The 26463-nt window shown below is 44.2% G+C and carries 25 protein-coding genes; 7 read left to right on the top strand and 18 right to left on the bottom strand.

Annotation, left to right across the window (positions count from 1 at the left end):
* The first annotated feature begins 56 nt into the window (after positions 1–56).
* Positions 57–1499: a pyruvate kinase gene (pyk, locus tag R7044_RS10940; RefSeq protein ID WP_005372972.1), complete on the top strand. Its 1443-nt coding sequence runs from the start codon at positions 57–59 to the stop codon at positions 1497–1499.
* Between the two features lie 108 nt (positions 1500–1607).
* Here the strand turns inward: pyk and R7044_RS10945 are convergent, their stop codons facing one another.
* A complete protein-coding gene (locus R7044_RS10945) occupies positions 1608–2759 on the bottom strand; it encodes a patatin family protein (protein WP_047103410.1) in 1152 nt (383 codons plus the stop codon).
* Positions 2760–2803: 44 nt separating this feature from the next.
* Positions 2804–2896 (bottom strand): YnhF family membrane protein, encoded by a 93-nt coding sequence (locus tag R7044_RS10950; RefSeq protein ID WP_005372970.1) that lies wholly within the window; start codon positions 2894–2896, stop codon positions 2804–2806.
* A 127-nt stretch (positions 2897–3023) separates the two neighbouring features.
* Between R7044_RS10950 and R7044_RS10955 the strand changes: the two genes are divergently transcribed.
* From R7044_RS10955 to R7044_RS10965, 3 genes are all read left to right on the top strand, one after another.
* Positions 3024–3614, top strand: coding sequence for an outer membrane protein (locus R7044_RS10955; protein WP_047103413.1), 591 nt, complete (start codon positions 3024–3026; stop codon positions 3612–3614).
* A 569-nt stretch (positions 3615–4183) separates the two neighbouring features.
* Positions 4184–5650 (top strand): sodium-dependent transporter, encoded by a 1467-nt coding sequence (locus R7044_RS10960; protein ID WP_005372966.1) that lies wholly within the window; start codon positions 4184–4186, stop codon positions 5648–5650.
* A complete protein-coding gene (locus R7044_RS10965) occupies positions 5647–5742 on the top strand; it encodes a MetS family NSS transporter small subunit (RefSeq protein ID WP_005372963.1) in 96 nt (31 codons plus the stop codon). Before R7044_RS10960 ends, R7044_RS10965 begins: the two co-directional genes overlap by 4 nt.
* Before the next feature lie 68 nt (positions 5743–5810).
* Here the strand turns inward: R7044_RS10965 and R7044_RS10970 are convergent, their stop codons facing one another.
* The 15 genes from R7044_RS10970 to yceD all read right to left on the bottom strand — a co-directional run bounded on the left by R7044_RS10970 (position 5811) and on the right by yceD (position 18959).
* Positions 5811–6212, bottom strand: a complete 402-nt coding sequence (locus R7044_RS10970) for a hypothetical protein (RefSeq protein WP_005372960.1) — start codon at positions 6210–6212, stop codon at positions 5811–5813.
* Between the two features lie 212 nt (positions 6213–6424).
* The gene (ptsG, locus tag R7044_RS10975; protein ID WP_064377078.1) at positions 6425–7855 is read right to left on the bottom strand and encodes a PTS glucose transporter subunit IIBC; all 1431 of its coding nucleotides are present in this window, start codon (positions 7853–7855) and stop codon (positions 6425–6427) included.
* Positions 7856–8299: 444 nt separating this feature from the next.
* A complete protein-coding gene (locus tag R7044_RS10980) occupies positions 8300–9067 on the bottom strand; it encodes a TatD family hydrolase (protein ID WP_005372957.1) in 768 nt (255 codons plus the stop codon).
* A complete protein-coding gene (locus R7044_RS10985) occupies positions 9058–10020 on the bottom strand; it encodes a DNA polymerase III subunit delta' (RefSeq protein ID WP_064377077.1) in 963 nt (320 codons plus the stop codon). The genes R7044_RS10980 and R7044_RS10985 overlap by 10 nt, the downstream gene beginning before the upstream one ends.
* 24 nt (positions 10021–10044) lie before the next feature.
* Positions 10045–10677, bottom strand: coding sequence for a dTMP kinase (tmk, locus tag R7044_RS10990; protein ID WP_005387350.1), 633 nt, complete (start codon positions 10675–10677; stop codon positions 10045–10047).
* Complete coding sequence (mltG, locus tag R7044_RS10995; protein ID WP_005372950.1) at positions 10674–11690, bottom strand: endolytic transglycosylase MltG; 1017 nt, start codon at positions 11688–11690, stop codon at positions 10674–10676. Before mltG ends, tmk begins: the two co-directional genes overlap by 4 nt.
* Positions 11687–12502, bottom strand: a complete 816-nt coding sequence (gene pabC / locus R7044_RS11000; RefSeq protein WP_064377075.1) for an aminodeoxychorismate lyase — start codon at positions 12500–12502, stop codon at positions 11687–11689. The genes mltG and pabC overlap by 4 nt, the downstream gene beginning before the upstream one ends.
* Positions 12503–12609: 107 nt before the next feature.
* Positions 12610–13860, bottom strand: coding sequence for a beta-ketoacyl-ACP synthase II (gene fabF, locus R7044_RS11005; protein ID WP_033905745.1), 1251 nt, complete (start codon positions 13858–13860; stop codon positions 12610–12612).
* Positions 13861–13953: 93 nt separating this feature from the next.
* Positions 13954–14187, bottom strand: a complete 234-nt coding sequence (gene acpP, locus R7044_RS11010) for an acyl carrier protein (protein WP_004406112.1) — start codon at positions 14185–14187, stop codon at positions 13954–13956.
* Positions 14188–14433: 246 nt separating this feature from the next.
* Entirely contained in the window at positions 14434–15168 is a 735-nt protein-coding gene (gene fabG, locus R7044_RS11015; protein ID WP_031781117.1) for a 3-oxoacyl-ACP reductase FabG, read from the bottom strand.
* A 45-nt stretch (positions 15169–15213) separates the two neighbouring features.
* Positions 15214–16137 carry an ACP S-malonyltransferase gene (gene fabD, locus R7044_RS11020; RefSeq protein WP_205390958.1) on the bottom strand — a complete coding sequence of 308 codons (924 nt, stop codon included), beginning with the start codon at positions 16135–16137 and terminating at the stop codon, positions 15214–15216.
* Between the two features lie 75 nt (positions 16138–16212).
* A complete protein-coding gene (locus tag R7044_RS11025; RefSeq protein ID WP_017821385.1) occupies positions 16213–17163 on the bottom strand; it encodes a beta-ketoacyl-ACP synthase III in 951 nt (316 codons plus the stop codon).
* Between the two features lie 5 nt (positions 17164–17168).
* On the bottom strand, positions 17169–18194 hold the full coding sequence (gene plsX, locus R7044_RS11030; protein WP_017633846.1) for a phosphate acyltransferase PlsX: 1026 nt from the start codon (positions 18192–18194) through the stop codon (positions 17169–17171).
* Positions 18195–18204: 10 nt separating this feature from the next.
* Positions 18205–18375 carry a 50S ribosomal protein L32 gene (gene rpmF / locus R7044_RS11035; protein WP_005396978.1) on the bottom strand — a complete coding sequence of 57 codons (171 nt, stop codon included), beginning with the start codon at positions 18373–18375 and terminating at the stop codon, positions 18205–18207.
* Positions 18376–18434: 59 nt separating this feature from the next.
* A complete protein-coding gene (gene yceD / locus R7044_RS11040; RefSeq protein WP_005387307.1) occupies positions 18435–18959 on the bottom strand; it encodes a 23S rRNA accumulation protein YceD in 525 nt (174 codons plus the stop codon).
* A gap of 149 nt (positions 18960–19108) precedes the next feature.
* On the opposite strand from yceD, the gene R7044_RS11045 reads away from it, so the two are divergent.
* Positions 19109–19690, top strand: a complete 582-nt coding sequence (locus R7044_RS11045; protein WP_064377074.1) for a Maf family protein — start codon at positions 19109–19111, stop codon at positions 19688–19690.
* Positions 19691–19748: 58 nt separating this feature from the next.
* Here the strand turns inward: R7044_RS11045 and rluC are convergent, their stop codons facing one another.
* Positions 19749–20693: a 23S rRNA pseudouridine(955/2504/2580) synthase RluC gene (rluC, locus tag R7044_RS11050; RefSeq protein ID WP_021033985.1), complete on the bottom strand. Its 945-nt coding sequence runs from the start codon at positions 20691–20693 to the stop codon at positions 19749–19751.
* A 639-nt stretch (positions 20694–21332) separates the two neighbouring features.
* Between rluC and rne the strand changes: the two genes are divergently transcribed.
* Entirely contained in the window at positions 21333–24416 is a 3084-nt protein-coding gene (rne, locus tag R7044_RS11055; protein WP_225455572.1) for a ribonuclease E, read from the top strand.
* A gap of 332 nt (positions 24417–24748) precedes the next feature.
* A complete protein-coding gene (locus tag R7044_RS11060) occupies positions 24749–26308 on the top strand; it encodes a SulP family inorganic anion transporter (RefSeq protein ID WP_005380840.1) in 1560 nt (519 codons plus the stop codon).
* Positions 26309–26463 lie beyond the last annotated feature (155 nt).

Consider the following 26463-nt stretch of genomic DNA (forward strand, 5'->3'; position numbering starts at 1 on the left):
CGTAAAGTAAGGATAGAGTTCAAGTTACCTTTACACACACATTCATCGGAGAATCTATGACTTCCAAATTAAGACGAACAAAAATTGTCACTACGCTGGGTCCTTCAACGGATAAGGACAATATACTTGAGGAGATCATCAAAGCCGGTGCAAACGTTGTCCGTATGAATTTTTCACATGGAACCAGTGAAGACCACATTCAACGTGCGAACAAAGTCCGTACCATTGCAGCAAGACTTGGGCGTCAGGTTGCAATTCTTGGTGATTTACAAGGCCCTAAAATCCGTGTATCAACGTTTAAAGACGGCCAAGTCATTTTGAATGTGGGCGATAAATTCACATTAGATAGTGATTTACCAAAAGGTGAAGGCAATCAAGAATCTGTAGGGTTAGATTATAAAGAACTACCGCAAGATGTTTCACCAAATGACATTTTATTACTCGATGATGGACGCGTTCAGCTGCAAGTTACCAAAGTAGAGGGTAATAAAGTTCATACCCGTGTGATTGTCGGTGGTCCACTGTCCAACAATAAAGGGATCAACAAAAAAGGCGGCGGATTGTCAGCCGATGCGCTCACAGAGAAAGATAAAGCCGACATTCTTACCGCCGCAGCAATTCAAGTAGACTACCTTGCTATTTCATTCCCACGTAACGGCGAAGACATGCATTACGCTCGACGCTTAGCCAGAGATGCAGGCCTTGAAGCTATGTTAGTGGCTAAAGTCGAACGAGCAGAAACCGTCGCGACCAATGAGTCTATTGACGACATTATTCTCGCATCCGATGTGGTGATGGTTGCACGTGGTGACCTTGGTGTAGAAATCGGTGACCCTGAGCTCATTGGTGTCCAGAAAAAACTGATTCGCCGCGCACGCAGTTTAAACCGTATCGTGATTACTGCGACACAAATGATGGAATCCATGATTACTAGCCCAATGCCAACGCGTGCTGAAGTGATGGATGTGGCCAATGCGGTTCTAGACGGCACTGACGCGGTGATGCTGTCTGGAGAGACTGCTGCAGGTAAATATCCTGTAGAAACGGTCAAATCCATGGCCGAAGTATGTGTGGGGGCAGAAAAAATGTCGGAGGCAAGTCTATCTACTTATCGCTTAGATAGAACCTTCGAAACCGCTGAAGAAACCATCGCAATGGCAACCATGTACTCTGCGAATCACATGGAAGGAATTAAAGCGATGATCTCGTTAACTGAGTCCGGCAGGACTGCGTTGATGATGTCTCGCTTAAGCTCTGGCTTGCCAATATTTGCCTTATCACGGAATGAATCGACACTAAATCGAGCAGCATTATACCGAGGCGTGACACCTGTATATTTCGAGTCAAAAAGTGATGCGGGTTTACCAACGGCTCAAGCTGCAATTACTAGCCTTAAAGAGCAAGGGTTCTTGCACAAAGGTGATTTAGTCATTATTACTCAAGGCGATGTAATGGATGTTGTTGGCTCAACCAATTGCATGCGCATTCTACAAGCGTAGTCGTTATACCTAACCGGAGTTAACCACAAGAACCCGCAAATAAGGCTCCGAAAATGGAGCCTTATTTATATGCTTTGTATATTGCGCACATCGTGAACGTAAGAAGGTTTATGCACTCTCTCTACCATCAATTTCAACATCCAGCTGGTCATAGAGTTGAACTAGGTTAAACCCAGCTTGAAGCCCAAGTTGATAGTCATGCTCTAGTGACTCTTGGTCACTTAACAAAGAAGAAGAACGAAGTCCCTCTTTAGGCGCAACTTGTAAAATAAAAGTGTCGTCAGGTGGAGCAGAAATAAAGGCCTGAGTGAGCTCAAATGTTTGATAATGAATCATCAGCATGTCGGCTAAACCTGAATCAAAATTCTCACCAATCAGATGACTTAAACGATACAAGTTATCGGCACCGAACAACCAACGGCCTCCATTTAGCAGCATTTTCCCTGCAAGCTTCGATTGATGTGCTGCATTAATTTTTTGTTGGAAGAACGACGCCCAATCCAGCTTCCACTGATTCACTTTTTGCTGCCATGATTGCTGTACTGAGTTGATAGACTCTCGATACCATTCGACAGGCACATCCCCCACTTCACTTTGGGCTCTCGCTTCAATCTCTGAAAACGGCTCTGTGCGAATGACAATAATGTTGCGAGCATTCTGACGCCACGCTTCTTGAACAGGGATAGAGGCAGACACGCCGCCATCAACAAACTTATTGCCATTTACGTCGACAGGTCCGTGGTACAACTTGGGAATCGCACATGTCGCTAGCATAGTGTTAAACCACGAGTCATCCAAGATTGGTAGATATTGATCTGATAGCGTCTCTATATTCGTTACCGCAGCAAACGCTTCTCGTTTTCCCAATGCACTACGACCTAAATCAAGGTCAAGCTTGTATGGGAAATCTTGAATCCGTTCTAATGCCCACTCTAAACCTAAGTACTGCTGCTTTCGGATATAGCGAAACAGATTAAAAAATTCAGGAGACGTTGTCAGCTCGGTAATAAAAGCTTTGCCCATGCCATGTTGACGACACAAGTAAGAACATAAGTTAAGTGCTCCGGCAGAGGTGCCATAGAATTCATCGAAAGGATCGAAGTTGGAAAGTAAAAAGGCGTCTAAAACGCCAGCGGTAAAAATCCCTCTCTGCCCTCCACCTTGCGTGACTAAAGCAGTTTTACCATGCCTAAAGTGCTCATAAACTTTTACATCAAGCTCTGCATGGCTTTCTGTGATTATACCGCTGTTACGTATCATAGGCTCACGCCATTTTGTTAAAACGTTTGGTAAAAGTGGTTATCTTAAGCTGTTGTAATAGCAATGATGCCAAATGACAAAAGCACTGCAAAAACAGTCACCACAATGATTAATGCGGATTTTAGATCGTGTTCCATAAACACCTCCTTAATATGTAACAAATTAATAACACCGGTGTGAAATATGTTCAAGATTTGCTTAATTTAGTCGCGCAATTTTGACTAACCCATCACAATTAGCTTAGTCATAATAAGGAGATAGGGCATGAACCAAAAACTCAGCTGGCTAGTAGGAATCATGATGATGAGTACTGCTATCAATGCACAAGCGAATATCATCGTTACACCATACATAGGCTATACAGGAGGCGGCCAAGTAGAGGATGAAAGTGGTAATACATACGATCTCGACCCCGCAGTGAACTACGCTCTTTCAGTCGAGACTCCCTTAGAAAAAGGAAGGATCGGATTGTTTTACTCCAATCAATCGACGGAACTTGAAAAGCTGTCCAACTCAGCAGATATCCATTATCTGCACTTCCAAAGCAGCATGTACTATCCTGTCGCAGAAAATTGGCAAACCTATATCGGTGTAGGTTTGGGCGCTTCTTATGCCGATGTGGATTGGGTAGACAAAAAATACGGATTTTCGGCTAGCGCTTTTGCAGGGCTGGAATATGAATTTTCAAAGAACTTTGCATTAACAGCCCAACTGAGATGGTTAGGAACGGTCGTTGATAACGATACATCTGGCGCCTGTAATCTACCTAATGACGGCTCAAACTGTATCATTAAGTTCGATACTGATTGGATGAACCAATTCCAATCAAATGTCGGTTTTAGTTTCCGCTTCTAATTTTTATGCATGTTCCTCTGTAGGGCTCGTCACAAAGAACGCTGAACGAGTCCTGCACAGAGCCGATAAAGGACATCGTCTAAACACCATTGTTTGGCAAAGTAACGAAGCATCATCTAGATAGGTGCACAAAAGATAGCCGTACGCCCTAATTCATCAAAATAGTCTTAAACACCAAAGCAATTATTAGATCCCAGTCATTTATTCCAGACAAACAACCAACCACCCACACAAAACCACAATCAAACTCAAATTTAACAAGATTAAAACCAGACAACGCATCTGAATTAACATTTAGATTCTATTGCGCTAAGTATTATTAGAAGTTAGTCTGATCAGTGAAAACAGATAAATATTTCAGTTTTATCAAACACACATCAAAATTTTAAGATTAATAATCTACTTTCTCTTACAGTAGCCAGAATATAGCTCTATAAAATTATAAAAAGTTAGAATTAAGGATAGAAAAGCTGATGGATAACAGCGGTCCTTTCTTCCAACTGTTTGCGCAATTATTACTGTGTTACGTAGAGAGCTTCATTCCTCAGGGAGTCTTATAGGAGTCAAATATGAAGCGAGAACAATGGGGATCCCGGGCGGGATTCATCTTAGCAGCAGTTGGGTCTGCTATCGGTTTGGGAAACATTTGGCGTTTCCCATACATGGCCTATGAAAACGGTGGCGGCGCATTTTTTATTCCTTACATTTTTGCCATGATCACTGCCGGTATTCCATTTATGATCCTTGAGTTCAGTATGGGACAAAAATACCGAGGCTCGGCACCAAAAACACTTGCGAAAATTCATTCTAAATTTGAATGGCTTGGCTGGTTCCAAGTTGGTGTGGCTGCAGTTATTGCCGTTTACTATGTGGCTGTTATCGGTTGGTCGATTTCTTACTTTGGGTTGTCGTTCACTCAAGGTTGGGGAACCGATACCAACGCATTTTTCTTTAGTGAATACCTAAAGCTAGGTGACAACTCACCAACAGACTTAGGCAGTATTCAATGGAAGATTGCTTTATCCATGGTAATTGCTTGGGCAATTACTTACACCGCTATTGCCAAAGGCGTGAAATCAGGAATTGAACGAGCATCTAAAATTATGATGCCAATCCTATTCTTGATGGTGATTTTCTTAATCGGACGTATGATTTTCTTGCCAGGAGCTCTAGATGGCGTGAACTACATGTTCGAACCCGATTTCAGCAAAATTTGGGATGTGAAAGTATGGGCAGCGGCATATGGTCAGATCTTCTTTACGCTAAGTATCGGCTTCGCCATCATGCTAGCTTACTCTAGCTACCTACCAGAAAAGTCAGACATAACGAATAACGCGTTTATGACCGTGTTGATCAACTGTGGCTTCTCGATCCTAGCCGGCATCATGATCTTCTCAGTATTGGGTTACATGGCTCAAGAGCAAGGTAAGCCGTTAACAGAGGTGGTATCTGCAGGCGTTGGCTTGGCTTTTGTTACTTTACCTGCGGCAATTAACCTACTACCTGCCCCATATATTCTTGGTCCACTGTTCTTCTTTGCACTGGTGGTTGCTGGTCTAAGTTCGCATATTTCAATTATGGAAGCCGTAACTTCAGCCATTATCGACAAGCTGAAGTGGAGCCGTAAAAAAGCTGCAAATGTTGTGATTGGTATTGGCTTCGTTGTCTCTATGGCGTTTGCTACCAATGGCGGTCTGCTGCTACTCGATCTAGTAGACCACTTTGCAAACAACGTTGGCATCATGGTTGGTGGTCTGGTTGAGATTGTCTTGATGGCGTGGCTATTGAAGCGCGTGCCAGAAGTACGTAATTACGTTAACGAGCGCTCTGATTTCTCTGTTGGTCAATGGTTCGAGATCTGCTTACGCTTCGTTACACCAATCATGCTCGCCATTATCTTAGCGACCAAGCTATACGCCCTAATTACTGAAGGCTACGGTGGCTATGATCTAACTTTAGGCTGGGCACTTATCGCCGCACTCTTTATCTTTGGTCTAGTGATCAACGCAGTGAACCGCAAGGAGACAGCAAAATGACAATCAGCGCAATTATTATGATGGTTATTGGTTTAGGTATCACTTGGGGCGGCGCTGCCGTTTGCATCAAGCGAGCCATGGATAAACAATAGAACGTTAAGTTCCACATAAAAAACGCCGGTAGTTACCGGCGTTTTTTTATACATACATTAGTTCAATTCTAGAAACTGTACTTGATGCCAACGGCGCCGCCAAGTTGCAAGTCAGCACCTTTGTAAAGATCTAGCTCTGGGTGTATTTGACCATAAAGGTCCCAGCCGCGTGATAAATCCCAGTTCACACCAAGTGGTACTCTCACACCAAACTCGTCATCCCATTCATACCAGCCACCAACGCCGACATACCAAGTCACAGGCATGTTTTGATCGAATGTTCCACGCTTAGCGATGTAATCAAACGCCATACCATCGTTTCCGATAATGCCACGATATTTGTTATCTAACTCTACAACAACACTTAATTGTTGATCGACAGCCATACCAACTGATAGATCCGTTGGCTCGCTTGCCGCCATTGCCGTACTAGAAACTAGTCCCAAAACTAAAATGAATTTGTTCTTCATACACGTTATCAATTATTCAAAAAAACATTATTCGCTATTCAAACATAATGGCATATCAATATGTCAACGATGGGTAAGCTCGATGTATGAAAAAGCTGACAAAAGTAAAGATGAGTTTAGGATCACACTAAAAAGGAACTGTCAGTTAATAAAATAGGAACTAAAAAAGGAGGCCGAAGCCTCCTTTTATGCATTACTATGAATGACTGCGATTAACCGTGGTTACGAATCCACTCATCCATTTCAGTTTTTAGGTTATCAGACTTAGTACCGAAGATAGCCTGTACACCACCAGCTACAACTACAACACCAGCAGCGCCTAGTTGTTTTAGCTTGTCTTGGTCAACAGCTGCTGTATCTGCAACTGCTACACGTAGACGTGTGATACATGCATCTAGACCAGTAATGTTAGCTTTACCGCCAAACGCTGCAACCAGTTCACCGCCCATATCAGAGCCAGAAGTTACAGCTGCACTTTCCGTTTCATCTTCACGGCCAGGTGTTTTTAGGTCAAGCGCTGTGATTACACCACGGAACACTACGTAGTAAATTACTGCGTAAACTAGACCAACGGCAATCATTAGCACCATCTTCTGAGCGTTACCAGATAGAACTAGGAAGTCGATCAGACCGTGAGAGAAAGAAGTACCGTGTACAAAGCCTAGAGTGTTCGAAACGATGTATGCAGAACCAGCTAGTAGAGCGTGGATACCGTATAGTAGTGGAGCAACGAATAGGAATGAGAATTCGATTGGCTCAGTAATACCAGTTAGGAATGAAGTCAGTGCAGCTGACGCCATGATACCCATTACTTTTGCACGGTTTTCTGGTTTAGCACAATGAGCAATTGCGATTGCTGCAGCTGGTAGACCGAACATCTTGAACATGTAACCACCCGCTAGCTGACCGAAGCCATTACCAGCAGCACGAGATGCTTCATCAGCAACTAGGTAACAAGTTAGTACACCATTTTGAGCTTCACCGGCAGCGTTAACACAAGAACCTGCTTCGAAGAAGAACGGTACGTTCCAGACGTGGTGTAGACCGAATGGGATTAGAGAGCGCTCAACAACACCGTAGATACCGAATGCTAGCTGTGGGTTTTGGTGTGCAGCCCAATCAGAGAATGCAGAAATTGCACCGCCAATTGGTGGCCAGATAACAGAAAGGATAACACCTAGGACGATCGCAGCAAAACCAGTGATGATTGGCACTGCGCGCTTACCAGCGAAGAAGCCAAGGTACTCTGGAAGTTGGATTTTGAAGAAACGGTTGAATGCCCAAGCAGCCACACCACCGACAAGGATACCACCTAGTACACCTGTATCGATTTTCTCAACACCCATAACGCCCGCCATTACACCTAGCGTTGCCGTCATGATGCCGTAACCAACGATAGCTGCAAGACCTGCAACACCGTCGTTGTTAGTGAAGCCTAGCGCTACACCTACTGCAAATAGAAGTGCCATTTGGCCGAATACTGAACCACCAGCTTGTTCCATAAGATTAGAAACGATCTCTGGAATAAAGCTTAGATGGGCAGCACCCACACCTAATAAAATACCTGCAACTGGTAAAACTGATACTGGAAGCATCAGAGCCTTACCAACTTTTTGCAGGTTAGCAAAAAGGTTCTTAAACATGTTTATGCTCCTGATAAATTTATAAGTATTATTTGGGCACTAACGGCACACCCCCGTAGCCTAAAGGTTAGCACCCAATGAAAATGTAACCACAACTGCATTATATTTTCCGGCTCTAAATATATATTGATGACCCTCAAACTTTCCACACAGTTACGAAATTTAGTTTCAAAACAAGTCTTGGATCACACCCAAAAACAGCCGATGAAAAGGTTTGCATTGCACTTATATTACTGTTTTATAAAGAATTAATTATTTATATAATTAATTTTAAGGCGTAAATAAAATACGCCTCAATGTTATTTTTAGTAACAAAATTACATTTGTGATTTTTGAATGTTATTAAATCAACATTTTTAGTAAACATTAAACTCGTGAGCGTATCTGTTGTTTTTATCAACAAAAAAGGAGCCTAAGCTCCTTTTTTATGCTCTTATTATTTTTTCATCGCAAAAAAAGATTTCGGAAGTTTTCGGTGGTTTTTTGTGCCACTTCAGAAAGAGAGCACGATTTGAGTTGCGCAATATAAGAAGCGACTTCGACAACGTAAGCGGGTTGATTCTCTTTGCCACGATGAGGGACAGGAGCCAAGTAAGGAGAATCTGTCTCAATAAGAAGCTTCTCTAAAGGTAGAGTCTTCACCACTTCTTTTAACTCTGTAGCTTGACGGAAAGTAACAATCCCCGAGATAGAAATATAAAACCCCAGCTCCAGTGCAGCTTCAGCAAATGGAAGATCTTCTGTAAAACAGTGGATAACACCACCACATTTCTCTGCCCCACCCTTACGCAAAATATCTAGAGTATCCGCACGTGCGTTTCTGGTATGGATAATTAAAGGTTTGTTGAGCTCCACTGCAAGATCAACGTGTTGCTCAAAGCGCTCTTTCTGTAACGCGGCCGTTTCGGGCTTGTAATGATAATCTAAACCCGTTTCGCCAATAGCGACGACTTTTGCATTTGACGCATGGTGGCGCAATACGTCCATCGAAAAGTCGCTTTCAACATCAAGTGGGTGCACACCGCACGAAGCATAAACATTGTCATAAGGCTCGATCATTTCCATCATTTTCGGGAAAGAATCCAGCGTTACTCCAACAGAAAGTAGCTCAGTTACGTTTGCTTGTTTAGCTTTGTTAATAACGTCTTCCACATTGATGTGGAGATCGTCGTAATTCAATTTGTCTAAATGACAATGAGAATCTACGAACATAATGCCTCTCGTGATTCAATTAACCAATTCATTGATAGTAGCTCAAGGTTCAGGCCAGGAAAGGCTTGCACCTGAGCTTTCAGGTTCATCAGCGCCTTCGCTGATGAGTACAAACCGTTATAGTTGTCCGGTTGAAACTTTGTCGCGCCCGGAAGCATTTGAGCTTCTGATACACCAAACTGCGCTTTCTGAGCATCTGTCAGTAAATACCATGCCCAGTCTAATGATTGCTCTGAGTGTTTAGCGATTAAAGAAGCACACTCAGAAACGTCTGAAACAGGCGAAGACATTGCCTTAATAAAACTGCGTTCAAAAGCCAAGTAAGCTTCGAGCTCACCATTATTTAACGCATCCAATGTTTTTATTGGAGATCCCATATTCAGTTTTAAGGCATAAGCAGGAACTTGCTTCGCCCCTTGTTCGTGCATCCATTGCATTGCTTGTTCCGCTGACGGAGGCGCAACAACCCAGTGTTGACAACGGCTACGAATCGTTGGGAGCAGACGCTCCTGATTGTGGGTAACGAGCAAAAACAAGCACTTTTCCCCAGGCTCTTCTAGCGTCTTTAACAGCGCATTCGATGCCGACTCGTTCATAGAGTCCGCCGATTCTATTACAAATAGGCGGTAACCATTAAGCTGAGATGATTCCTGAGCAAGACGGTTACAAGCGCGAATTTGGTCCACCGTTATCGCCTTTCCTTCTTTCTCTGGCTTGATCCAGTGTAAATCAGGGTGGTTTTGAGATTGATTTAGCTGGCAGCTATGACAAAAACCGCATGCTTCACTCGCGTAATTTTGGCAAAGAAGTGCTTGGCTAAAAAACTCGATAAGTTTTTCGATGCCCAAGCCCTGCTCGCTTTGTAATAAAAGCGCACCTGGTATTCTGTCCGACTCTAACCCTACTTTGAGGTTATCCCATATTGGCTGTAGCCATGGATAATCATTTAACATGAGTCACCTAAATTTACGTTTCACTTATTGACGAGCTAGCCACTCGTTTAGAGCGTCCCGAATATCACGCGACACGCCTTCAATCGTCTGTTCTGCGTTAATGATAACGATGGAAGGATCGGCATGAGCAATCTCCAAATAACGCTCACGTGTACGCTCGAAGAAACTAATATCCATCTTCTCTATACGATCTAACTCACCACGCCCACGCGCACGCTCAAGCCCAACACGAGGGTCAATGTCCATATAGAGAGTAAGAGCAGGTTTAAAATCACCAAGCGTTGTATCCCGGAGATTTTTCATTAACGATGCGTCAATCTGACGGCCACCACCTTGATAAGCTTGCGACGACATATCGTGTCGGTCACCAACCACCCACTGACCGTTTTCCAAAGCTGGTTTGATCACGTTCTCAACCAACTGAACACGTGCAGCGTACAGAAGAAGCAACTCCGTCATGTCCTTAAGTTCTTCGCCTTCGTGCTCTTCTTTCACCAGAGCGCGCATTTTTTCTGCTAGCGGTGTGCCTCCTGGCTCACGGGTATTTACGATATCCTCAATACCGGCCGCTTTTAGCGTATCTAAAACGGTTTTAATCGCAGTGCTTTTACCCGCGCCTTCTAGGCCTTCAACGACAATAAAGTTTGCTTTCATCATTTGTTCTTTCTTAGTTCTCTTAAATAGGCACGAACAGCACGGTTGTGCTCAGCAAGGGATTTCGAAAATACATGTCCGCCCTTTCCACTTGCTACAAAATATAAATAGTTGCTGCTTTCTGGATTCAAAGCCGCTTCAATGGAGGCTTCACCAGCCATCGCAATCGGTGTTGGTGGCAAACCATTGATGGTATAGGTGTTATATGGTGTCGGCGTACGCAAATCTTTCTTACGAATGTTGCCATCGTAGGCGTCACCCATACCATAAATAACTGTCGGATCAGTTTGTAACCGCATACGTTTGTTCAATCGGTTGATAAACACAGAAGCGACGCGCTCACGCTCAGAATCAATAGCCGTCTCTTTCTCGATGATAGACGCGAGAATCAAGGCTTCATATTTATCCTGTAATGGCAGCTTTTCTTGACGAGCTTCCCAGCTAGCGTCGAGTATTTTATTGAGTTTTCGATGCGCTCGTTTTAATAACTGGCTTTCACTCGCACCCGCTGTGTAATGGTAGGTTTCTGCTAAAAACAACCCTTCTAGCTTTTCTCTCTCAATTCCGAGCTTCGCAGCCATTTCTTTTTCTGAAAGATCGGTTAAATCATGCTTTAAATAAGGAGCACTTTTTAGTTGATCTACCCATTCAGAAAAGCGGCTGCCTTCAACAAAAGTGATCGCAAACTGGTATTCTTTTCCAGTATTCAGATGCTCCAATGTTTGCGAAAGTGACATACCAGGCTCAAGTTGGTAAGTACCCGCTCGCACTTGCAACAATTCTGGATATAAGTGAGGAATTAAACGGATGTACTCCGATGTTTCAATCACCTCATCTTCAACTAAGGCGCGCATGACATGATGAAAGCTTGTACCACTTTCTACAGTAAACAGCTGAGGTTGTTCCAATAGAATAGGCTTTTCAACGTATTGTTTAGCCTGTGAAATTATATAAAAAACAGCTGCTGCGCCTATCACTGCGATCAGCACAACAAAAGCCAACAGTTTTTTAATCACGTAGTTAAATTCCCTTGCAGTCGTTGAGTCAATTTTCCTATCGGAAATATAGTCTTATAGTTCGATGTCACTATGCTGCGAATAGGTGCGACACCTAATATTGAGTTACACATGAAAGCCTCGTCAGCACTCAGCAAATCTGGAAGTATAAAACGCCCCTCGATGACTTCAATATGACTTACTTTAAGTAACTCAAGCACCTTACGACGCATTACGCCCGTAACGCCTGATAAGGTCAGCTCCGGCGTAAATACTTTATTACCTTTAACCCAAAAAAGGTTGGCCATTGTAGTTTCAATGACATGGTTTTGCACATTTAACGTTATTGCATCTGCAAACTCTGTATTGTCGATTTCAGCCTTGGCGAGAATCTGCTCTAAACGGTTATTGTGCTTATGTCCCGCAAGTAAAGGTTGAATCCCTAGACGAGTATTACAAACGCCCAAGTCCACACCTAGTTCTTGCCAAGATGAATAATGAGAAGGAAACGCAAAATTGGAAATCGTCACGATAGGGCTTTCAATCCCATTAGGGCTATACCCTCGCCCGCCAATACCGCGGCTAACGTGAATCTTCACCCCCGCTCGTGCGTCAGATAAAACCGCTTTGCTTGCCCAATCATGCACAACTTTCCAGTCAGGTGAAGAGATCTTCAAAGCGTCAAGGCAAGCACTCATGCGCTCAGTATGTTCCTGCCAGTAAACCAACTCTCCATTTTGGGTCAGGATGGTGGTAAAGCCTCCATCACCGTATTGGAATGAGCGATCACCTAGCTCTACATGCGTTTGCGGAACTCCATTTACCCAAAACATTCACGTACCTTCAAATTAGCAGACAACAAATAAAACAAAACGGCTCAATGCTAAGCATCGAGCCGTTAGAATACAAGTTTCGCTTATCTAAATTAGGTTAGATAGTGTTACTCAGCGAACTTCTTGAAGATCAAAGAACCGTTTGTACCACCAAAGCCAAACGAGTTACAGATAGCGTACTCCATACCTTCAACTTTGCGCGCTGTATGCGGCACAAGGTCGATGTCTAGACCTTCTTCTGGATCATCAAGGTTAATGGTTGGCGGAACAATTTGGTCAACCAAAGACATAACCGTGATAATTGCTTCAACAGAGCCAGCAGCACCTAATAGGTGACCCGTCATCGACTTAGTTGAAGATACAAGAACTTGCTTCGCACCTTCTTCACCAAGAGCACGTTTCACGCCTTTGATTTCTGCAACATCACCAGCTGGAGTAGAAGTACCGTGAGCATTCACATAACCTACTTGAGTACCTGTGATGTTAGCGTCACGCATCGCCGCTTCCATCGCAAGTGCACCACCAGAGCCATCTTCGCTTGGAGATGTCATGTGGTAAGCATCACCAGACATACCAAAACCAACCAGTTCTGCGTAAATCTTCGCGCCACGTGCTTTCGCGTGTTCGTACTCTTCAAGCACCATCATGCCAGCACCATCACCTAGAACAAAACCATCACGGCCTTTATCCCATGGGCGAGACGCTTTTTGAGGCTCGTCATTACGAGTAGATAGCGCTTTAGCTGCACCGAAGCCAGCCATGCCAAGAGGCGTAGAAGCTTTTTCTGCACCACCAGCAACCATCGCATCTGCATCGCCGTAGGCAATCATACGTGCTGCATGGCCGATATTATGCAGGCCAGTAGTACATGCGGTAGAAATCGCGATATTTGGACCACGAAGACCACGCATGATAGATAGGTTACCTGCAACCATGTTTACAATGGTCGAAGGAACAAAAAATGGGCTAACTTTGCGAGGGCCTTTGTCTACTAATGCGGTATGGCCAGTTTCGATAAGGTCAAGACCGCCAATGCCTGAGCCGATAGCAACACCAACTCGAGCCGCATTTTCTTCGGTAATTTGTAAGCCAGAGTTATCAAGAGCTTGAATACCCGCTGCAATGCCGTACTGGATGAAAAGGTCCATCTTACGAGCATCTTTTTTAGACATGTACTCTGTGCAATCGAAATCTTTAACAAGACCTGCAAAACGAGTTGAGAAGTTCGTAGTATCAAAGTGCTCGATATTTACGATACCACTTTGACCTTCTAGCAGGGCTTTCCAAGATGATTCTACTGTGTTGCCTACCGGTGACAACATACCCATGCCAGTGACAACTACACGACGCTTGGACACGATATAATTCTCCGGGAATTGAATATTTCTATGAGAGGATAGAAGAAGTTAGAAAGAACACAGGCGGTCTAGGAGACCGCCTGGGAGAGCTAATTACTGAGCGCTGTTTACGTAGTCGATTGCAGCTTGAACAGTAGTGATCTTCTCAGCTTCTTCGTCAGGAATCTCAGTGTCGAATTCCTCTTCTAGAGCCATAACTAGTTCTACAGTGTCTAGAGAATCAGCACCTAGATCGTCAACGAAAGAAGCTTCGTTTTTAACTTCTGCTTCGTCTACACCTAGCTGTTCAACAATGATTTTCTTTACGCGTTCTTCGATGTTGCTCATTTTTCTTTTCCTTTACAGATTTCGCCTAATGCGATGATTCCGTAGTTTATTCGAACTATTGAAAGTTGCAAGGGGGTCCTTGCTGGTCAAACCACAAAATTAGCGAATTTAACCGAATTTCAATACATTTTTGACTTAAATCATGCACAAATCTTGCGCATAAGCATGACAAGTTCATGACAGTTAACTGCAACTATAGGCTATTTTTCACAATGTAAAATAGCTTATTTTGCATAAACTGTCGCATTAAACCATGTACATGCCACCATTTACATGCAAAGTTTCACCAGTAATGTACGCTGCTTCAGGAGAAGCAAGGAAAACTACTGCTGATGCAATTTCACGTGGGTCACCTAAACGACCTGCTGGCACGTTCGACAAAGTTGCCGCACGTTGGTCATCATTTAGCGCCTTAGTCATGTCAGTTTCGATGAAACCAGGAGCAACAGTGTTCACTGTTACACCACGAGACGCAACTTCACGAGCCATTGATTTAGTAAAACCAATCACGCCCGCTTTCGCTGCTGCGTAGTTAGTTTGACCAGCATTACCCATGGTACCAACAACAGAGCCTACGTTGATGATACGACCCGCACGTTTTTTCATCATACCGCGTAAAACCGCTTTAGACATGCGGTAGATAGGCGTTAGGTTGGTATCGATGATGTCGTTCCACTCATCATCTTTCATGCGCATCAATAGGTTGTCACGAGTAATACCAGCGTTATTCACCAGAATATCGATCACACCAAATTCTTCGTTGATCGTTTTTAATGTCGCTTCTATAGACTCGACATCAGTCACGTTAAGCGCTAAGCCTTTACCGTTATCACCAAGATACTCGCTGATAGCAGCCGCACCACTTTCAGAAGTAGCAGTACCGATAACCGTAGCACCTCGCTCGACAAGAAGTTCCGCGATCGCGCGGCCAATACCACGGCTTGCGCCGGTAACTAGCGCGATCTTACCTTCTAGATTCATCATGTTGTGTTTCCTTTTCTTATCGCAAATTTATCGCTTTATGGATTACTTCGCAGCGTCTAGCGATGCGATATCATTCACTGCTGCTGCAGTTAGCGTTTTCACGATACGTTTTGTTAGACCTGTTAAAACTTTACCAGGACCAAGCTCAAGAAGATTTTCTACGCCTTGTTCGTGCATCAGTTCAACTGTTTCAGTCCAACGAACTGGGCTATGTAGCTGACGAACAAGCGCATCTTTGATTTTTGCAGGATCTGTCTCAGCAATCACATCAACGTTGTTGATAACTGGCAGCTGTGGTGAGTTAAATTCGATAGACTCAAGAGCTACAGCAAGTTTTTCCGCTGCTGGCTTCATAAGTGCACAGTGTGAAGGTACTGAAACAGGAAGAGGAAGCGCACGCTTCGCACCAGCTTCTTTACATAGCGCACCAGCTCGCTCTACTGCGTCTTTGCTACCAGCGATAACGACTTGACCAGGCGAGTTAAAGTTTACTGGAGAGACCACTTCGCCTTGCGCTGCGTCTTCACACGCTTTTGCAATCGCATCAGCAGCCAAACCGATAATCGCGTACATTGCGCCAGTACCAGCTGGTACTGCTTCTTGCATAAGTTGACCACGTAATTCAACCAGCTTGATGGCTTCTTTAAAGTCAATAACACCCGCACATACAAGTGCTGAGTACTCACCTAGGCTGTGACCGGCTAGGTTTGCTGGTTGCTCTAAGCCAAGTTCTTGCCATACACGCCAGATTGCAACAGATGAAGCTAGCAAAGCTGGTTGAGTACGGAAAGTCTCGTTTAAATCTTCTGCAGGTCCATTTTGAACAAGCGCCCATAGATCGTAACCTAGTGCGTCAGATGCTTCTGCAAATGTTTGTTTTACTACGTCATATTGTTCGCCTAGTTCTGCAAGCATACCTACAGCTTGAGAACCTTGACCTGGAAATACGATAGCAAACTTGCTCATGTTGTTTTCCTTTAAGCAAAGTAAAAAGAAATAAGATGCACCAAGTGCACCTTAAATTTTGAATTCTTGTGAAACTTAGAACTTCACAAGGGCCGAGCCCCAAGTGAATCCGCCGCCAAACGCTTCAAGAAGCAGAGTTTGACCGCGTTTAATACGACCATCACGTACCGCTTCATCTAGTGCTGTCGGCACAGTCGCAGCTGATGTGTTGCCGTGTTTATCAAGTGTAATCACGACTTGGTCTAGTGACATCGAAAGTTTCTTCGCTGTCGCTGAAATAATGCGGTAGTTCGCTTGGTGCGGCACTAGCCAGTCTAGCTCAGACTTATGCATGTTGTTGGCTTCAAGCGTATCTTTTACTAGTTTCGATAACTGAGTGACAGCGACTTTGAATACTTCGTTCCCAGCCATATGAAGCCATTTATCCGCATCTTGCCCCCGCACAGGTACAGGTAGGCTTAGAAGCTCTCCGAATTGACCATCCGAGTATATGTGGGTAGAGATAATGCCAGGCTCTTGGCTAGCGCCTACGACAACGGCTCCGGCACCATCACCAAATAGGATAATGGTTGAACGGTCTGTCGGATCACACGTTTTAGACAAAGCATCTGAACCAATCACAAGTACGTTTTTGCACATACCAGATTTGATATGTTGGTCTGCAACAGATAATGCGTACACAAAACCAGAACAAGCAGCGGCTAAGTCAAAAGCTGGACAACCTTTAATGCCAAGCTTTGCCTGCACCTGACACGCAGATGAAGGGAAAGTATGGCTACTGCTCGTTGTGGCTACGATAATCAGGTCGATATCGTTTTTATCAATACCCGCCATATCGATAGCGTTTTCAGCTGCGTAGAATGCCATGTCTGCTACAGTTTCGTTTTCTGCAGCAATTCGACGCTCTTTAATACCCGTGCGAGCAACGATCCACTCATCACTTGTATCTACCATTTTCTCTAGATCTGCGTTTGTACGCACCTGAGATGGCAGGTAGCTGCCAGTACCTAAAATTTTGCTATACATGAAGACTAATAATGCCTCTCGAGTAAAACCGCTTCCAAACGATCGCTAATACGGCTTGGTACTTGTCGTTTGACCTCGTGTACTGCCTCGCCAAGTGCATTGACAATCGCAGATACATCCGCACTTCCATGGCTTTTTATGACAATGCCGCGCAATCCTAGCAAACTTGCGCCGTTATACTGGTCGGGGTTCAGTGTTTTTAGTTCATTAAACAGCCTAGAAAACAACTTTCTAGCTATCCAACCCTTTATCGTTGATGCCATTATGCTGGTTTTAATTTTTTCGATAAAAAGTTGAGCTGTTCCCTCACTGGCTTTTAAGCATACGTTGCCGACAAATCCATCACAAACAATGACGTCCGCAACATCATGCAAAATTTGATTACCTTCAATATAACCGACAAAGTTAATCGCATCGGTCTGAGAAAGCATTTCTGCGCAACGTTTGACTAAATCGTTACCTTTAATCTCTTCTGCGCCAATATTGAGTACAGCAACGCGAGGAGGACGACCCAAGTGTTCTTCAGCTAATGCACTGCCCATTACAGCAAATTGGAACAAGCTATCAGCATCGCACGATACATTCGCCCCCAGATCCAGCATCCAAGTACGCTTTCCGGTAATCGTCGGTAAAGCGGAAACTAAAGCAGGACGTTCAATGCCAGGAAGTAACTTAAGAATGAAACGCGATAGTGCCATTAATGCACCGGTGTTGCCACCACTAACACAAGCATCCGCTTTCTGCTCAGAAACCAAATCGATAGCCATACGCATAGAACTATTTTGGCTATTACGTAACGCCAATGAAGGTTTTTCTGAGTTCGAGATAACTTTCTCGCTGTGAAGAATAGTCAAGCGAGAACTGGTCGAGGTACCGAGTTGAGATAATTGAGACGTGATCAGAGATTGATCACCAATAAGAATCACTTTTAGCTCTGGGAAATGAGACAGTGCCTGCACGGCGGCAGGCACTGTTACGCGTGGACCGAAATCCCCGCCCATTGCATCAAGTGCAACGGTAATACTTTGCAAAGGTTCAACCTTACTTGTTGATAACCTTTTGACCACGGTAGTAACCTTCAGCAGTTACGTTGTGGCGTAGGTGAGTTTCACCAGAAGTCGCGTCTACAGATAGAGCAGCTGTAGTTAGCGCATCGTGTGAACGACGCATACCGCGCTTAGAACGAGTTTTACGGTTTTTCTGTACGGCCATTGACCCTACTCCTATACTATTGGGTTAAAAACCTGAAGAAGAATCGGCTACCACACCTATTACTTTTTCAGACTTTTCAAAACGTCGAATGGATTCGGTTTTTCTTCCTCAATTTCTTCAGGAATCTCACCAAAAACCATGTTATTTGAATCAACGCTACAATCCGCTTCATCGTGCATCGCAATTTGAGGTAATGCTAAGATGAACTCGTCTTCAACAAGTTGTATGAGGTCTAATTCACCATATTCATTTAGATCTACCAAATCATAAATTTCTGGTGCTTCCTGTTCTGTTTTCTCACCGTAGTAAGGAGTAGAAAGGAATTCAACTTCGCACTCATGTGCGAATACCTCATTACAACGCTGACACTCTAAATCGACTTCGATGTTAGCTTTACCAGAGATAACAACGAGTCGCTGTTCATCCATCCCAAATGACAATGAGACTTCTGCGTCGCGTTTTACGCCTTCAGTTGTTTCCACTAAGCGCTTGAAAAGACTAGCTTGGATGATGCCATCGTAATCCAATCGTTTCTGTGCAGCTTTAGCTGGGTCAACCGTTCGCGGTATTTTTACCTTTTGCATAGGGCGCGAATATTATCTTCCAAATCAAAATTAGTCAAAGAAAAAGGCAAAAAAGTTGTACTTTTTTACGCTTAACATACAGAGCATTAGCCAGAATCATTTTTGATCGATTATCCTATTGGAAATGCTCCCACGAATTGTAATTCAAAATGAAAAATTACCAACTGGTTTTAGCCTCAACTTCCCCTTTTCGTAAACAACTGCTTGAAAAGCTCTCACTACCATTCGTTTGTTTACCACCTGATTGCGATGAAACACCTTTTGACCAAGAAACGCCAACTGAACTTGTGCAGAGACTGGCCCAAGAGAAAGCAATATCTTGCCAGACGGATAAAGCAAGTTTAGTTATCGGCAGTGACCAAGTTTGTGTCATTAATGGTGAAATCGTTGGCAAGCCTTTAAATAGAGATAACGCGATAAATCAACTTTTGGCTCAAAGTGGAAAAGTCATCACTTTCTATACTGGTCTTGCGGTACATAACACCGTCACAAACCATACAGAAGTCGGCTTTGATTCTTTCGAGGTGCACTTTAGAGATTTAACGCTTGAACAAATCAAACGCTACGTCGACAGGGAAGAACCTTTTTACTGCGCAGGCAGCTTTAAAAGCGAAGGCATGGGAATTTGCTTGTTTACGAAATTAGTTGGTAAAGACCCGAACACACTTGTCGGACTACCATTGATTGATTTGATTGATATGTTGCATGTTCAAGGACTCGATGTCCTTTAACCCAAATACGATAAAAGGGAGCCACAGGCTCCCTTTTGCATCCGCGAGGAAAACATGGTTACGCGTTTCTTAAACCCGCCAACACTTTTTCTAGTTTCGGTTCCATCGGTGCGTTGATTTCCATCCACTCATCATTTGATGGGTGTTGGAACTTGATGTTTGCCGCGTGTAGGAACAAACGATCTAAACCAACTTGACCTGTGTAAGCGTCAAAGCGACGATCACCGTAGCGATCATCCCAAGCGATTGGGTGACCAGTGTATTGCGTATGAACTCGGATTTGGTGAGTTCGACCAGTAATCGGACTCGCCTGAATCAATGTAGCTTGTTCGAACTTTTCCAAAATCTTAAAACGCGTTTCTGACGGCTTACCATTAGGGTTAACACGAACAATACTGTTCACTTCGTTTTTGAGCAGTGGCGCGTTCACAACCTTACAACTGCTTTTCCATTGCCCCATGACAAGAGCTAAGTAAAACTTCTTTACTGTCTTTTCACGAAACTGGGCTTGCAAGTGACGAAGTGCAGAACGCTTCTTAGCAACCAGCAAAATCCCTGAAGTATCACGGTCAATACGATGCACAAGTTCAAGAAAGCGAGCTTGAGGACGCAGAGCCCTAAGCGCTTCAATCGCACCAAACTTTAAACCACTGCCACCATGCACAGCGGTGCCAGATGGTTTGTTTAGAATCAACATATGATCATCTTCGAAGATAATCATATTTTCCAACTCAGCGACTTTGTTAAGTTTCGTACTTGGTGCGACATCGTCATCTTTTTTCTCGACGGTCACCGGTGGAATACGAACGAGATCGCCTGCTTTTAACTTGTACTCTGCTTTTATACGCTTTTTATTTACGCGCACTTCGCCCTTACGCACAATTCGGTAAATCATGCTTTTAGGAATGTCTTTTAATTGGTTGCGCAAAAAATTATCAATGCGCTGACCCGCCATATCTTCGTCGATATCGACGAACTGGACTTTTGTTCTTATTTCGTTCATGGGCGGTATTGTAAACTCAATTTCGTGCGACTTCACATTATTCTTGTCGTAAAAGAAACACTCCGTGGCACATACTGGTCTAAATTTCGCCAAGCTTTTGTTTAAATTATTAAAACTCTCAATCAAGTTCTCAATTTGTTTTCTGTCTTGAACAGTTTGCACATCTCAATTGCTTATGAAACAGCCAGTTATAAAATAGAAATTTTGAGTTTAGCGGCAAATTTTCTATCGTTTGCGTGAAAGCAGATTGCTGATAGCCACGCGCACTGCTATAGTTCACAGCTGCTAAGGAAGGTTTGGTTACATTTTATTCATTACCAATCATTTATCCTCAAGCAATGTGAGTAGATCGTTGAAGGTCGAGTGCAGCATTGGCGTGAGACACATCGAATTCAACACTCTTGCCACCCTACTCCTCGCATATTCACGTTGAGTACCTACCGCCCAAATAGCGGGTCACAAGTCTACGTTTCCAACAGAAACCACAAGAGGCTTGTGATGACTGAAGTGCCCGAGAGCATCCCCTTCCAGCCGGGAGGCTGCAAAATACAAGCCATGGGATCAGGCACCGTGAAAGAGCGAAAAAACAGTGGCAAGTCGACAAGAAAGATATAAAAGAAAAGACAACGAGAATTTTCAATGAAAAGAATGTTAATTAACGCAACTCAAAAAGAAGAGTTGCGTGTCGCTCTGGTTGATGGCCAGCGACTTTTCGATCTTGATATCGAGAGTCCAGGTCATGAATCTAAAAAAGCGAATATCTACAAAGGACGTATCACACGTATCGAACCAAGCTTAGAAGCCGCATTTGTTGATTACGGCGCCGAGCGTCACGGTTTCCTCCCTCTCAAAGAAATTGCCCGCGAATATTTCCCTGAAGGTTACACCTACCAAGGTCGTCCAAGCATCAAAGAAGTGCTAACGGAAGGCCAAGAAGTTATCGTTCAAGTGGAAAAAGAAGAACGTGGAAGCAAGGGCGCTGCTCTTACTACTTTCATTTCTCTTGCTGGTAGTTACCTTGTTCTGATGCCTAACAACCCTCGTGCTGGCGGTATTTCTCGTCGAATCGAAGGTGACGAGCGTACTCAACTAAAAGCCGCATTAAGTACTTTGGAACTGCCTCAGGGCATGGGCCTAATCGTACGTACTGCTGGCGTTGGCAAGAGTGCTGAAGAACTTGAGTGGGATTTGAATGTACTACTTAACCACTGGGGTGCAATCAAAAGTGCAGCGGACTCTAACCCTGCTCCATTCTTAATCCACCAAGAAAGTAACGTTATCGTTCGTGCAATCCGTGACTATTTGCGTCGCGATATTGGCGAAATCTTAATTGATAGCAACACCATCTACGAACGTGCAAAAGAGCACATTCAATTGGTGCGCCCTGATTTCCTTAACCGCGTTAAGAAATATGAAGGCGAAGTTCCACTATTCAGCCACTACCAAATCGAAAGCCAAATTGAATCGGCTTTCCAACGTGAAGTGCGTCTGCCATCTGGTGGTTCTATCGTTATTGACCCGACTGAAGCACTAACGTCTATCGATATCAACTCTGCTCGTGCAACCAAGGGCGGCGATATTGAAGAAACAGCTCTAAACACGAACCTAGAAGCAGCCGACGAAATTGCTCGCCAATTGCGTCTACGTGACTTAGGTGGCTTAGTGGTTATCGACTTTATCGATATGACCCCAGTTCGTCACCAACGAGAAGTAGAAAACCGTCTACGTGAAGCCGTTCGCCTTGACCGCGCTCGTGTACAAATCGGTCGTATTTCTCGCTTTGGTTTGTTGGAGATGTCACGCCAGCGCTTGAGCCCTTCTCTTGCAGAAGCAAGCCATCACATCTGTCCTCGCTGTAGCGGAACAGGTGTCGTTCGCGACAACGAATCTCTAGCACTTTCTGTACTTCGTTTAATTGAAGAGGAAGCGCTAAAAGACAACACAGCACAAGTACTTGCAGTCGTACCTGTGCCAATCGCCTCTTACTTATTGAACGAAAAACGTCGTTCAGTAAACCATATCGAACGCATTCAAGAAGTGAAAATTACGGTTGTTCCTAACTCTGATATGGAAACACCGCACTTTGAAGTTATCCGTGTTCGTGAAGGCGAAGAGTTCGATCTGATTTCTTACTTACTTCCTAAGAAACTGGAAGCAATGAAAGAAGCAGAAGGTAAAGAGCCAGCGGAAGTTGACGTAAAACCAAAACGAATTGAAGAGCCAGTTCTTAAAGGCTTTGCTGCTCCGTCTCAAACCGCACCTGCACCAGCAGCTAAACCAGCTCCTGAGGCGAAGAAGAAAGAACAAAACGTTGAACAAGAAGAGAAACCTGGATTGTTCAGCCGTCTGTTTAAAGCACTTGGTAGCTTCCTATTCGGTGGTTCTGAAGAAACAAAAGAAGAACAGAAACCTCAGGAAGAGAAAAAACCAAATCGCGATAATCGACGTAATAAGCGTGATCGCAACGATCGTCGTCGCAATAACAACCAGCGCGACAATCGTGATAATCGTGATAACCGCGACAATCGCGATAACCGACGTCGTCGTAAGCCTCGTGATGAGCAGGCTAATGAGCAAAACGAAGCTCAACAACAAACAAATAAACCGCAAAACCGTAACCAAAAGCGTAAACCTAAAGCTCAACAGGCAGATAAAGCCCAAGAGCAGAAAGTAAACGCAAAAGTAGCGGAAAAAGGTCTGCAGCTAGCAGCGGAAGCTCGTACTGAAACAAAACCAGAAGAGAGCAAACCGAAGCAGCAAAATGCGAAAGCAGAAAAAGTGAAAGAGCGCCGCCAACGTCGCAAATTGAACAAGTCTGTACGCGTTAAGGACCAAGAAGCTATTGAGAAGAAAGCCGAAGAAACAGCGGTTAAGACTCAAGAAACGGTTGAAACTAAAGTTGAAAAGCCAACAGAAGCAGCGGTAGAGGCACAGCAAGACAACAAGCAAGCAGAGTCTAAGCAACGTCGTAATCGTCGTTCGCCACGTCACCTGCGTGCAAGCGGCCAGCGTCGTCGCCGTGGCCGTGATCGCCGCCCTAACCCGTTCCGCCTACGTAAGGGAGGTGTCGCTTCTCCTGAAATGGCTATGGGTAAAGTAATGCCACGTTACATTCCGAAACCAGCACCTAAGAAGGAAGAGCGAGTTAAGGAAGAAGCTGTAGTAGCAGTACCTACAATCCAAGGTGGCTTTGCGTGTCCAGAAATGGCAATGGGTAAAGTGATTATTCGTCGCGAGCAACCTGTCGTAACAGATGCGCCAGTTGTTGAACACAAGGTTCAAGAAACCGTTGAAGCGAAAGTGGAAGCTCCAGTAGTAGAAGCACCTGTTGTTGAAACAGTAATCGCAGAAAAAGCTGAATCGGCAGTAGTAGAAACAGCATCGGTAGAGCCTATCGTTGAAACTCCTGTAACTGAACATGCTGAACCGGTTGATGTCATTGTAGAAACGGCACCTGCTGAAGAGCCTATCGTTGAAGCAGCAAAAGAGATTGCAGCCGAAGCGCCAGTAGATAAACCAGAGCCTAAAGTCGAAGCCATTAAAGTTGCGGCTAAGCTAAACGCTAGCGCACCGATGACGAAAGCACCTGGCCCTCAAGAGCTACGCGAAATCACGGTTGCAGCAGCACCGTTCAAAACCGAACGTTACCAAGCTAAAGGTGCTGGTAGCCAAGTGGCTAAAAACCGTGCATCGGCAGAGATGACAAAGCCTAACTTTAACTAGGCTAAATCATTACGTTCAACTGCTTAACGGCATAAATAAATTAAAGGCTACCATCTGGTAGCCTTTTTTATCTTCATATTTGCCCAATAAATTGTTCATATAAATACCAATTCGTGATCACATTTGTACGCCATTATTCGTATCATTCTTGAACTTAATCACACTTTTCGGTAGCATGCGCCGACTCAAGTTTTCGACACCATTCTGATGCTGCTCTTTTAATACTACGGTTTACACTGCAATGTTTGATTAGAAATCAACCACTCAGTGGCTTGTGCAAATACGAATATGTGTCGGGTTTAACTCATTGCAAAGAGAACTTAAAAACAAACATGTTCGAATTTCCCCAATTTTCTAAGCACTCCGTAAAAAATGATGTGCTATCAGGCTTAACCGTTGCGCTAGCATTGGTTCCTGAAGCTGTCGCATTTGCGTTCGTCGCAGGCGTAGATCCGATGGTCGGTCTTTACGCTGCATTCATCGTTGGTCTTATTACTTCCATTTTCGGTGGTCGTCCTGGCATGATCTCTGGTGCAACAGGTGCCATGGCAGTCGTAATGGTTTCGCTTGTCGCGACTCACGGTGTCCAGTACCTATTCGCAGCCATCATGCTCGCTGGTATTCTTCAAATTGCCGCTGGTATGTTTAAATTGGGTAAGTTCATCCGTATCGTACCTCACCCTGTGATGATCGGTTTTGTGAACGGTCTGGCTATTGTTATCTTCCTAGCTCAGTTGGGTCAGTTTAAAGCGCCAGACATCAACGGCATGCTTACTTGGCTACCACAAGACCAGATGCTGCTAATGCTTGGTTTGGTTGCGCTGACTATGGCAATCATTCACTTTCTACCAAAAATCACAACAGCTGTACCCTCTTCACTTGTTGCGATCGTAACGGTGACGGCTTTAGTGGTTGGCTTGGATCTGGAAACTCGCACTGTTGTTGACTTCCTGCGTACAATGTCTGGTGATGAAGCTGCAACACTCGCAGGTTCACTACCAACCTTCTCTATTCCTGCGGTACCATTTACACTAGAGACACTACAAATCATTCTTCCATACGCGATCATTCTCGCGGCCATTGGTCTAATTGAATCTCTACTAACACTGACAGTTTTAGATGAGATGACGAACACTCGTGGTCAATCTAACCGCGAATGTATCGGTCAAGGTATGGCAAACATGACGTGTTCTGTGTTTGGCGCAATGGGTGGTTGTGCGATGATTGGTCAGTCGATGATCAACGTAAACTCAGGTGGTCGCGGCCGTCTATCTGGTATCGTTGCGGCTATCGCTCTATTGATGTTTATCTTATTCGCTTCTTCGCTAATTGAAATGATCCCACTCGCAGCTCTGGTTGGTGTGATGTTCATGGTTGTCATTGGTACATTCGAATGGGCAACATTTAAGCTAGCACGCCGCGTACCGAAGCAAGACTTCTTCGTTATTGTTCTTGTGACCGTTGTTACTGTTCTTACTGACCTTGCTGTTGCCGTAGCGGTTGGTGTTATCGTTTCTGCATTAATGTTTGCATGGCAACACGCTAAGCACATCTATGCCGACACGTGCTTAAACGAGGAAGGTTCAAAAGAGTACAAGATTCACGGCCCTATTTTCTTTGGCTCTGCGGCTAACTTCCTAGAGTTGTTTAACGCGCCTGAAGATCCAAAAGATGTGATTGTCGATTTTGCAGACTCTCGCGTGACTGATCACTCTGCAATTGAAGCCATTGAAACACTGGCTGAGCGTTACAATGCTCAAGGTAAAACGCTGCACCTTCGTCACCTAAGCCCAGATTGTCGTAAACTTTTGGACAAAGCTGGCAGCTTGGTTGAAATTAACGTGAAGGAAGACCCAAGCTACAAAGTCGCAACCGACATACTAGCGGGTTAACACGAATAAAAAGGGATGAGCTGAGCCATCCCTTTTTCTATTGTCTTTGTGCCGTCCTAAATAAGGTTGACACTTTCTACCCCCAAAATTGGAGAGTGTTATGAAATCAACAACTAAAAGAACTCAGCGCGATTACTCCCTCGCTTTTAAACTCA

It is taken from the genome of Vibrio sp. 1402 (genome assembly GCF_033340275.1).

Coding starts and splice junctions, on each gene's coding strand:
- R7044_RS10960 (WP_005372966.1), top strand. CDS start 4,184: ATGAAGCGAGAACAATGGGGATCCCGGGCGGGATTCATCTTAGCAGCA.
- pabC (WP_064377075.1), bottom strand. CDS start 12,502: ATGTTTTGGGTAAATGGAGTTCCGCAAACGCATGTAGAGCTAGGTGAT.
- R7044_RS11045 (WP_064377074.1), top strand. CDS start 19,109: ATGAAAAATTACCAACTGGTTTTAGCCTCAACTTCCCCTTTTCGTAAA.
- acpP (WP_004406112.1), bottom strand. CDS start 14,187: ATGAGCAACATCGAAGAACGCGTAAAGAAAATCATTGTTGAACAGCTA.
- R7044_RS10985 (WP_064377077.1), bottom strand. CDS start 10,020: ATGTTAAATGATTATCCATGGCTACAGCCAATATGGGATAACCTCAAA.
- rpmF (WP_005396978.1), bottom strand. CDS start 18,375: ATGGCCGTACAGAAAAACCGTAAAACTCGTTCTAAGCGCGGTATGCGT.
- R7044_RS10955 (WP_047103413.1), top strand. CDS start 3,024: ATGAACCAAAAACTCAGCTGGCTAGTAGGAATCATGATGATGAGTACT.
- rne (WP_225455572.1), top strand. CDS start 21,333: ATGAAAAGAATGTTAATTAACGCAACTCAAAAAGAAGAGTTGCGTGTC.
- R7044_RS10965 (WP_005372963.1), top strand. CDS start 5,647: ATGACAATCAGCGCAATTATTATGATGGTTATTGGTTTAGGTATCACT.
- fabD (WP_205390958.1), bottom strand. CDS start 16,137: ATGAGCAAGTTTGCTATCGTATTTCCAGGTCAAGGTTCTCAAGCTGTA.
- tmk (WP_005387350.1), bottom strand. CDS start 10,677: ATGATGAAAGCAAACTTTATTGTCGTTGAAGGCCTAGAAGGCGCGGGT.
- R7044_RS10970 (WP_005372960.1), bottom strand. CDS start 6,212: ATGAAGAACAAATTCATTTTAGTTTTGGGACTAGTTTCTAGTACGGCA.
- rluC (WP_021033985.1), bottom strand. CDS start 20,693: ATGAACGAAATAAGAACAAAAGTCCAGTTCGTCGATATCGACGAAGAT.
- pyk (WP_005372972.1), top strand. CDS start 57: ATGACTTCCAAATTAAGACGAACAAAAATTGTCACTACGCTGGGTCCT.
- fabG (WP_031781117.1), bottom strand. CDS start 15,168: ATGAATCTAGAAGGTAAGATCGCGCTAGTTACCGGCGCAAGCCGTGGT.
- R7044_RS11060 (WP_005380840.1), top strand. CDS start 24,749: ATGTTCGAATTTCCCCAATTTTCTAAGCACTCCGTAAAAAATGATGTG.
- R7044_RS10950 (WP_005372970.1), bottom strand. CDS start 2,896: ATGGAACACGATCTAAAATCCGCATTAATCATTGTGGTGACTGTTTTT.
- R7044_RS10980 (WP_005372957.1), bottom strand. CDS start 9,067: ATGTTCGTAGATTCTCATTGTCATTTAGACAAATTGAATTACGACGAT.
- ptsG (WP_064377078.1), bottom strand. CDS start 7,855: ATGTTTAAGAACCTTTTTGCTAACCTGCAAAAAGTTGGTAAGGCTCTG.
- R7044_RS10945 (WP_047103410.1), bottom strand. CDS start 2,759: ATGATACGTAACAGCGGTATAATCACAGAAAGCCATGCAGAGCTTGAT.
- R7044_RS11025 (WP_017821385.1), bottom strand. CDS start 17,163: ATGTATAGCAAAATTTTAGGTACTGGCAGCTACCTGCCATCTCAGGTG.
- yceD (WP_005387307.1), bottom strand. CDS start 18,959: ATGCAAAAGGTAAAAATACCGCGAACGGTTGACCCAGCTAAAGCTGCA.